This is a genomic window from Candidatus Scalindua japonica (genome assembly GCF_002443295.1).
Lineage (GTDB): Bacteria > Planctomycetota > Brocadiia > Brocadiales > Scalinduaceae > Scalindua > Scalindua japonica.
This window is the reverse complement of the sequence record NZ_BAOS01000013.1, coordinates 284,832-291,298: the sequence shown is the minus strand read 5'-3', so window position 1 is coordinate 291,298 and position 6,467 is coordinate 284,832. Positions and strand designations below refer to the sequence as shown.

The 6,467-nt window shown below is 36.8% G+C and carries 7 protein-coding genes; 5 read left to right on the top strand and 2 right to left on the bottom strand.

What is annotated here, in order from left to right; genetic code table 11:
- Positions 1 to 903: sugar phosphate isomerase/epimerase family protein (locus SCALIN_RS08780; protein WP_096894127.1), on the top strand; the 903-nt coding region annotated here is incomplete at its 5' end.
- A gap of 337 nt (positions 904 to 1,240) precedes the next feature.
- On the opposite strand, the gene SCALIN_RS08775 is transcribed toward SCALIN_RS08780, so the two are convergent.
- A complete protein-coding gene (locus SCALIN_RS08775; protein ID WP_162532227.1) occupies positions 1,241 to 2,455 on the bottom strand; it encodes a 4Fe-4S binding protein in 1,215 nt (404 codons plus the stop codon).
- A gap of 73 nt (positions 2,456 to 2,528) precedes the next feature.
- On the opposite strand from SCALIN_RS08775, the gene SCALIN_RS08770 reads away from it, so the two are divergent.
- Genes SCALIN_RS08770 through SCALIN_RS21650 form a run of 3 tightly spaced genes read left to right on the top strand, consistent with a single transcriptional unit; the run spans position 2,529 to position 4,435 of the window.
- Positions 2,529 to 3,359: an IS1634 family transposase gene (locus tag SCALIN_RS08770; protein WP_096894125.1), complete on the top strand. Its 831-nt coding sequence runs from the start codon at positions 2,529 to 2,531 to the stop codon at positions 3,357 to 3,359.
- Positions 3,360 to 3,366: 7 nt separating this feature from the next.
- Positions 3,367 to 4,080 carry an IS1634 family transposase gene (locus SCALIN_RS08765; protein ID WP_096894124.1) on the top strand — a complete coding sequence of 238 codons (714 nt, stop codon included), beginning with the start codon at positions 3,367 to 3,369 and terminating at the stop codon, positions 4,078 to 4,080.
- A gap of 52 nt (positions 4,081 to 4,132) precedes the next feature.
- Positions 4,133 to 4,435 carry a hypothetical protein gene (locus SCALIN_RS21650; RefSeq protein WP_133111785.1) on the top strand — a complete coding sequence of 101 codons (303 nt, stop codon included), beginning with the start codon at positions 4,133 to 4,135 and terminating at the stop codon, positions 4,433 to 4,435.
- A 149-nt stretch (positions 4,436 to 4,584) separates the two neighbouring features.
- Here SCALIN_RS21650 and nadD read toward each other — a convergent pair whose 3' ends face one another.
- Entirely contained in the window at positions 4,585 to 5,238 is a 654-nt protein-coding gene (gene nadD / locus SCALIN_RS08760) for a nicotinate-nucleotide adenylyltransferase (protein WP_096894123.1), read from the bottom strand.
- Between the two features lie 498 nt (positions 5,239 to 5,736).
- Here nadD and SCALIN_RS08755 point away from each other — a divergent pair, with 498 nt between their 5' ends.
- The gene (locus tag SCALIN_RS08755; RefSeq protein ID WP_096894122.1) at positions 5,737 to 6,306 is read left to right on the top strand and encodes a Uma2 family endonuclease; all 570 of its coding nucleotides are present in this window, start codon (positions 5,737 to 5,739) and stop codon (positions 6,304 to 6,306) included.
- Positions 6,307 to 6,467 lie beyond the last annotated feature (161 nt).

The window sequence follows — 6,467 nt, the reverse complement described above, 5'->3', positions numbered from 1 at the left end:
AAACCCGAAATTATTACTATAAATCTAAATCCTGGCTTATTTCCTGCATATCCTTTAGAGAGAACTCAAAGAATTCGCTTAAGCACTTTAAACTATGTTACGGCTGAGCTCTTTTATAATATGATAAAACAAAGAACCGGTATTGTGTTGGAATCTTTTCGTTTAAGGATTAAGGATGGTATCAACGTTGCTTCTACCCTTGGTTTTAAAGGCATTCAAATCGATGCTACACAGAGAGAGATAGCGCCTGAGAACATATCTCAGACAGGCAGGCGTGAGTTGAAACGTATTTTAGATATGAACAGATTATGTATCTGCGCTCTGAGAGGAGAACTCGGTGCTGGCTTTACCAATCACAATGAATTTGATTATATTATCCAGAGGACAAAAGAGATTATTAATCTTGCACTGGATTTACAAACCGCTATTATAACCGTACAGATAGGCAGCATACCAACAGATCAAGGCACTACACACTGGCATGCCCTAAATACCGCCCTCAGTGAGATTGGACAGCATGCTGAAAATTACGGATGCAGACTTGCTGTCAAAGCTTCATATGATAATTATTCAACACTGAAAGACTTTCTGAAGTCCCTGCACACTGATGGGGTAAAAGTAATATATGATCCGGCCTCTTTAATGACAAACAATCTGGACCCGATAAAGGGTGTATATGAATTACACGAATATATAGTCCATACAAATCTATGGGACACCAGACAAACGGAAGAAGGTCGACAGATCGAGGTGCCCATTGGAGACGGCATTATACCGGTAGAAGAGTTCGCCTCTTCACTTGACTCCACAGGATATTATGGATTCTACGTTATCAATTCCAAAACGATGCAGAATCCCGTTGAATCTATCAAGAAAAGTAAAGAATTTCTGGATAGATTTTAGATTTACTCAGTAACGTCAGGTTAAGTTTTTGCATATTACACACTAATGCTCCAAAACTGTCATTCCTGCCCACCCGGCTCCACTGTTCGCCAGCCCGACAATGTCATTCTGGGGGGGGACGGATACATATTCGGGCAGGTATGCTTTAAACGGGAATCCAGATTAAACGAGTTACCTGGATAACCGAAAAAGAATTCGGGTATGACAAAAGTGGTATTTGCAAAAACCTAACCGGATGCTTCCGAATATTTGTAATTAAAATAAATAAGATTTTACTCCTTTATTTCCTGCTTCTCTCAGCAGCTGAGATCTGTTTGATGTTGGATTGTTTAAGAAATCAGAAAAGACGCCATATGATGATCATAACGGCAAAAGCACCGCCATAGATGCCTGGAATGAGATAGAGTGTCCATGCACGACTCCAGGATTGACTAACATGGGTTACGGTAAGTTTCCTAATGACAACAGCACTGACCGCAATACCACCGCATATTAAAACCAGAGACAGCGCAGTTATAACAGGATCGCGCCAGACAGGTAATGGCGCCAGTTGGATGGATTTGTTAATGATGCCTCTCGCAGACTCTATGCCAATCGGGTCAGTGAAGGCGTTTTCCCAGTAGGGGATACGTGATGTTGTTTTGAGTAGTGCTTTAACTGTGTGTGCTGCAGCCATGATCGGGATGAATGCTGTACCGAAAATGCAGAGATATTTTGCTATAGACAGTTTTCCTCCTGCCAACCTGAACAGGCCGTATGGAAGGAGCCAGACCAGTATCGGCAGGACTATAAAAAGTGTCAATGATTTGATCAGTCCATGTGACCAGGTGTTCTCTGTACTCAGCAACATATTTGTATTTTCAGGCATCCAGATCAGTAGCTCCTTTGTAACTTTCCATTCGGTAAATACTTCGTAAACTACAAACCCTGACACAACAAGACAGAATGCTGTCTGTGCGGCAGACATTGGCCTGAGTGCAAAAATATCCTTGAACCATGGTCGTACAAACAAGCCCGGATTAGGACGTCCTTCAGCGTCGGGGTTATTATGTTCGCATGACTTTACGCACTGTCCACACAGCAGGCAGTTTGTGTTGTCATCAACGTGTGCGGGGTTCAGGCCAACTCCACAACTGCGCCCCTGTAAAACATATGCGTTTGTATTGGCGGTACAAGAGTGGTCTTTGCAGTTTCCGCATATTGATCTGTTAACTGTCGACCAACCAAATGGTGCGAGACGCGAGTATAGCCCCAGCAGATGCCCTGCCGGGCAGATATAGGTACAGAAAGCGTTTCGGGAAAATATTAAACCGATTACGACAGTCGATGCCAACAGGACCAGCAGATAGATAGACATTTGAAACGGTACACGGTGGATAGAAAGGGTGTGTATACCAACGAACATGATTAATATGTAGAATAGCGTAATAATCCAGCCGGACTGTACAAATCTGTTTGGCTTTCGCTTCAGACCTATCCGTGCGGCAAGTGAAGTGAGGAATTCCATCGGGCAGACCATACACCCTGAATTGGAGAAATAGTTAATAACCATGAATTAATATTTGCATTAATACTGTATATACCGTACTATACGGCTATTTACTAGTTATTAAATAGTTAATACTATGGCTTATACTGTAGAGCAGAAAATAAAAGGTAGGATATACCTCTACAAGGTAGAAAGTTACTGGGATAAAGCAAAAAAGCAATCACGTCAACGAAGAACCTATATCGGTCCAAAACGGAACGTAAATAAGGATAAAACCAAGCAAATCCGTTCCAGTTTGGTCTCAAAAGGACAAGGCAACGTCTTTTTGCTAAGATTTTTATCAGACAAGCTTGGATTGACGGAGATTTTAAAATCTCTCTTTCCTGATAACTATCAAGAGATATTAGCATTAGCATTTTATGAAATTATAGAAGCCTCGGCCTTGTACCTGTTTCCTTATTGGCTTGATGAGCATAATTTGCCGAGAGTTAAAAAGATGTATTCTCCTGACATATCAAAACTGTGTGATATTTTGGGAAGATCGCAATCACAAAGGGTAGAGTTTGTTCAAAAATGGATAGAACATTTAAAGCCAATCAACGGGATATTTTACGATATAACTTCTATTTCCAGCTACTCTACAAACGTTGATTTTATAGAATGGGGTTACAATCGTGATAAAGAGAATCTACCTCAATTAAATATGGGAGTAACATTTTGCCACAATCACTCTTTACCCATTTATTACAATTTATACCCTGGAAGTATTGTAGATGTTACTACCTTAAAGAACTGCGTTGAGTATTTGAAAGTATTCAAGCTAAAAGACATTTTGTTTGTGCTGGATAGAGGTTTCTTTAGTAAAGCAAATGTATTGGAAATGAATAACAGCAAAAGCAAAGTGTCCTTTGTTCAGCCACTGCCTTTTAGCTTAAAAAAAGTAAAGACTTTAATAAAAAAAAAATAAACGATTATTGTCAGATCTTTCCAGTGCCTTTAAATTCAATGAAGAGATACTGCATTACCAGCAAAGACCTTTTGAATTTGATGGAAACGAATTTGACGCACATATTTTTTTCAATGAAAAATCTGAAGTAGAACAAAAACATAATTTTTTCTCAGTATTATTCGAATACGAGGAGAAGTTTAAGGATAAAAGTTTTAAAGTGCTTAAGGAATACCTGAAATATAGAAAGTTAAATATTCCAGAAAAATACAGAGATTATTTTAAATGGAATAAAACGACATTGCGGATAGAAAAAAATGCAAAAAAGATAAAATCGTTTATTTATAAAATGGGAAGCTTTGTGTTAATAACAAACAAACAACAAATGGACAAAGCGGAAGTATTAAATCTTTATCGCCAAAAAGATCAGGTTGAAAAAATGTTTGATATATACAAAAATGAAATGAATGGAGATAGGTTGCGAGCACATAGTCAATATAATGTCGATGGCCGTTTATTTATAAAATTTGTTGCGTTGATTATCTATGCAGAAGCATCAAGAGTTATGAAGGAAAAGAAGTTATTTAACAAATACACAGTAAAAGAATTATTTGCTGAACTCAAAAAATTAAAAATCACTCACATAGAGAAAAACGATCCGATTCTCAGCGAATTATCCAAAAGACAAAAAATTATTTTTGATGCTTTCGGCATCCAGGAAGACACATTGCATAGTTATTAACTTTTTTCTCCAATTTAGGATACACCAGACTCTTCCTAAAAAAATTGCTGAGATGATAATTACCGGCCACCAGTACGACCAGACGATCAGGTTTGCAAAGTTAGTGTTACGTAGGACCTTGGCAAATGCCATGTCATCAGTGTTCGCGACAACACCACCAACAATCAGTAGTAAGAACGCTGCAAGCGTCATCAGCTGTAAAACAAGGGGAAACCACCAGAAACGGAAAATACGATTCATAGGATGTTATAAACAATTACACTTATTATGTAAGGAGGAGCTTCTCTGGCTATCCGAGAATTGTCTTTCCGGACTTGATCAGGAATCTAGTGCCTATGTAAGTGCTGAGAAATGAAGATTTTAAAATAAATTCAGAAAAATAATAAAAGTACTTTTGCTTAATGCATTGAAACTATAGTCATAATCAAGAATTATAAAAGGACTAATTTGCTTAGTCAAGTTGTTGTTAAATGTTTATTTTTGTATAAATTAATTGAACAACATTCAGATGTGTGTGTATAAGGCATGATCTCTTATATATGCTTCAACGCATTCAGGCACAAGACCATTAATCCCAACTTCATCATTTACTCTTTTTCTTATCTCCGTAGATGATACTCCAACAGGATCCATCTCTATTCTCAATCTTTCCATGTCGGATATATTGTCATTGCCAATAATCTCTACAAGTCTGGCGGAAACTTCTGTGTTAAACCCGGGTCTGTTTACAACTACAAAGTGACAAAGTTGAGAAAGCTTTTTGATGTTTTTCCACAATTCCAGTTCGTTTAATGAGTCCGCACCCATAATGAGGAAGATTTCGCTCTCATTACCGTATTGCTCCAGGATTTCTCGTACTGTATCTATGGTATATGACTTACCTTTACGCATAATTTCTATATCGGATACTTCAAAATCGCTTTCCCCGCTAATGGCAGCTTTGATCATTTCATAACGATGGTGCGTATCAGCTAAATCATTTACCTGTTTATGTGGAGGGGTGTATGTGGGTATAAAAAGGATTTTCGATAAATGGTGATGTTGGCAAACCTCTTCTGCCATAATCAAATGCCCCATATGTATCGGGTTGAAGGTGCCTCCAAGTATCCCGATTCTTTTTTCGTATGACGAAACAGAAATATTGATATTTGTACTCAAATTTCATGAATCCTTTATGGTTTCTATTAAGGTATTAGCTGATGGGTCTGCACAGAAAAAATGTAAACTTTTAAAAAAAATTATTGACCAACTTTTGGCAAACCAAAATAAGTTCTTCAAAAGATTACGATTATAGAAGTAAGTTTAAAAATAAATCCCAAATTGTAATTCGTAAATCTAAAATCTTATTTATAGAGACTAATCCAGGCTGGTTATAATAATACAAATCTTTCTATTATCCAGAAAAAAATAGATAAGACAAACACACCATACTCTTTAGCTATTTTCCAACCATTTTAATGTTGACTTTACTATTGCACAAGTTTACTCTCAAATTTATTATTACAGGTATTAACGTAATAACACCTTTTGATATGTAGACGAGATATTTAACATAAGGTGATTGTTGCAAGGAGGTAATGACATGGACATACTTATCCACAAACAGTTATTTTCAAAACATAATAAATTCATCAAACACCAGAATAGGAAAGTAAAATGAGAACCTTGTTAGAAGATAAAGAAAAAAAAGTATATACCTATAAGGACTATTTAACTACTCCTGGTGACAAAAGGTATGAACTTATTGAAGGAGAATTAATCATGAACCCTTCGCCGGTAACTTATCATCAATGGATTTCAAGAAAGATAGGGTTTGAACTGGAAAAATTTGTAGAAAAAAAAAAGCTGGGATACGTTTTTAATGCTCCACTTGACGTCTATTTTGACGATACAAATCTTCTTCAGCCAGATATTTTCTTTATTGCAATAAACAGGCTTGGTATTATTGCTGAAAAGAATATACAGGGAGCACCTGATCTTACCATTGAAATACTTTCTGAGGCGACAGCGTACAAAGATTTTGTTAAGAAGAAAAAGATCTACGCAAAATACGGAGTTAAAGAGTACTGGATAGTTGATCCTGTAGAAAGAACGATAGATTTATACACATTGAAAGAAACAGCATTTGTCCCTGCGAAGAGCTTTACAAAAAATGAAATATTTGAATCAGTGTTACTCCATGGCTTTACAATGAACCTCGAAAATATTTTTGCTTCATGGAAATGAACTGACTGCTGAAATCTATTTTCTTGATTTAAGAGAAAGCATTAAAGGAAAAAGAAAAGCTACTTGGCTGTTTATTATTTGGAAGTTAGGATCATGATAAACCTCTGATAGTAACTTCTCCTATTCTTCCGTCCGTGAGTTCCTATAAATTTGGAAACTAT

Excerpts from the sequence above, each read along its gene's own strand:
- SCALIN_RS08775 (WP_162532227.1), bottom strand. The coding sequence starts at position 2,455 with ATGGTTATTAACTATTTCTCCAATTCAGGGTGTATGGTCTGCCCGATG.
- SCALIN_RS21650 (WP_133111785.1), top strand. The coding sequence starts at position 4,133 with ATGATAATTACCGGCCACCAGTACGACCAGACGATCAGGTTTGCAAAG.
- SCALIN_RS08770 (WP_096894125.1), top strand. The coding sequence starts at position 2,529 with ATGGCTTATACTGTAGAGCAGAAAATAAAAGGTAGGATATACCTCTAC.
- SCALIN_RS08755 (WP_096894122.1), top strand. The coding sequence starts at position 5,737 with ATGAGAACCTTGTTAGAAGATAAAGAAAAAAAAGTATATACCTATAAG.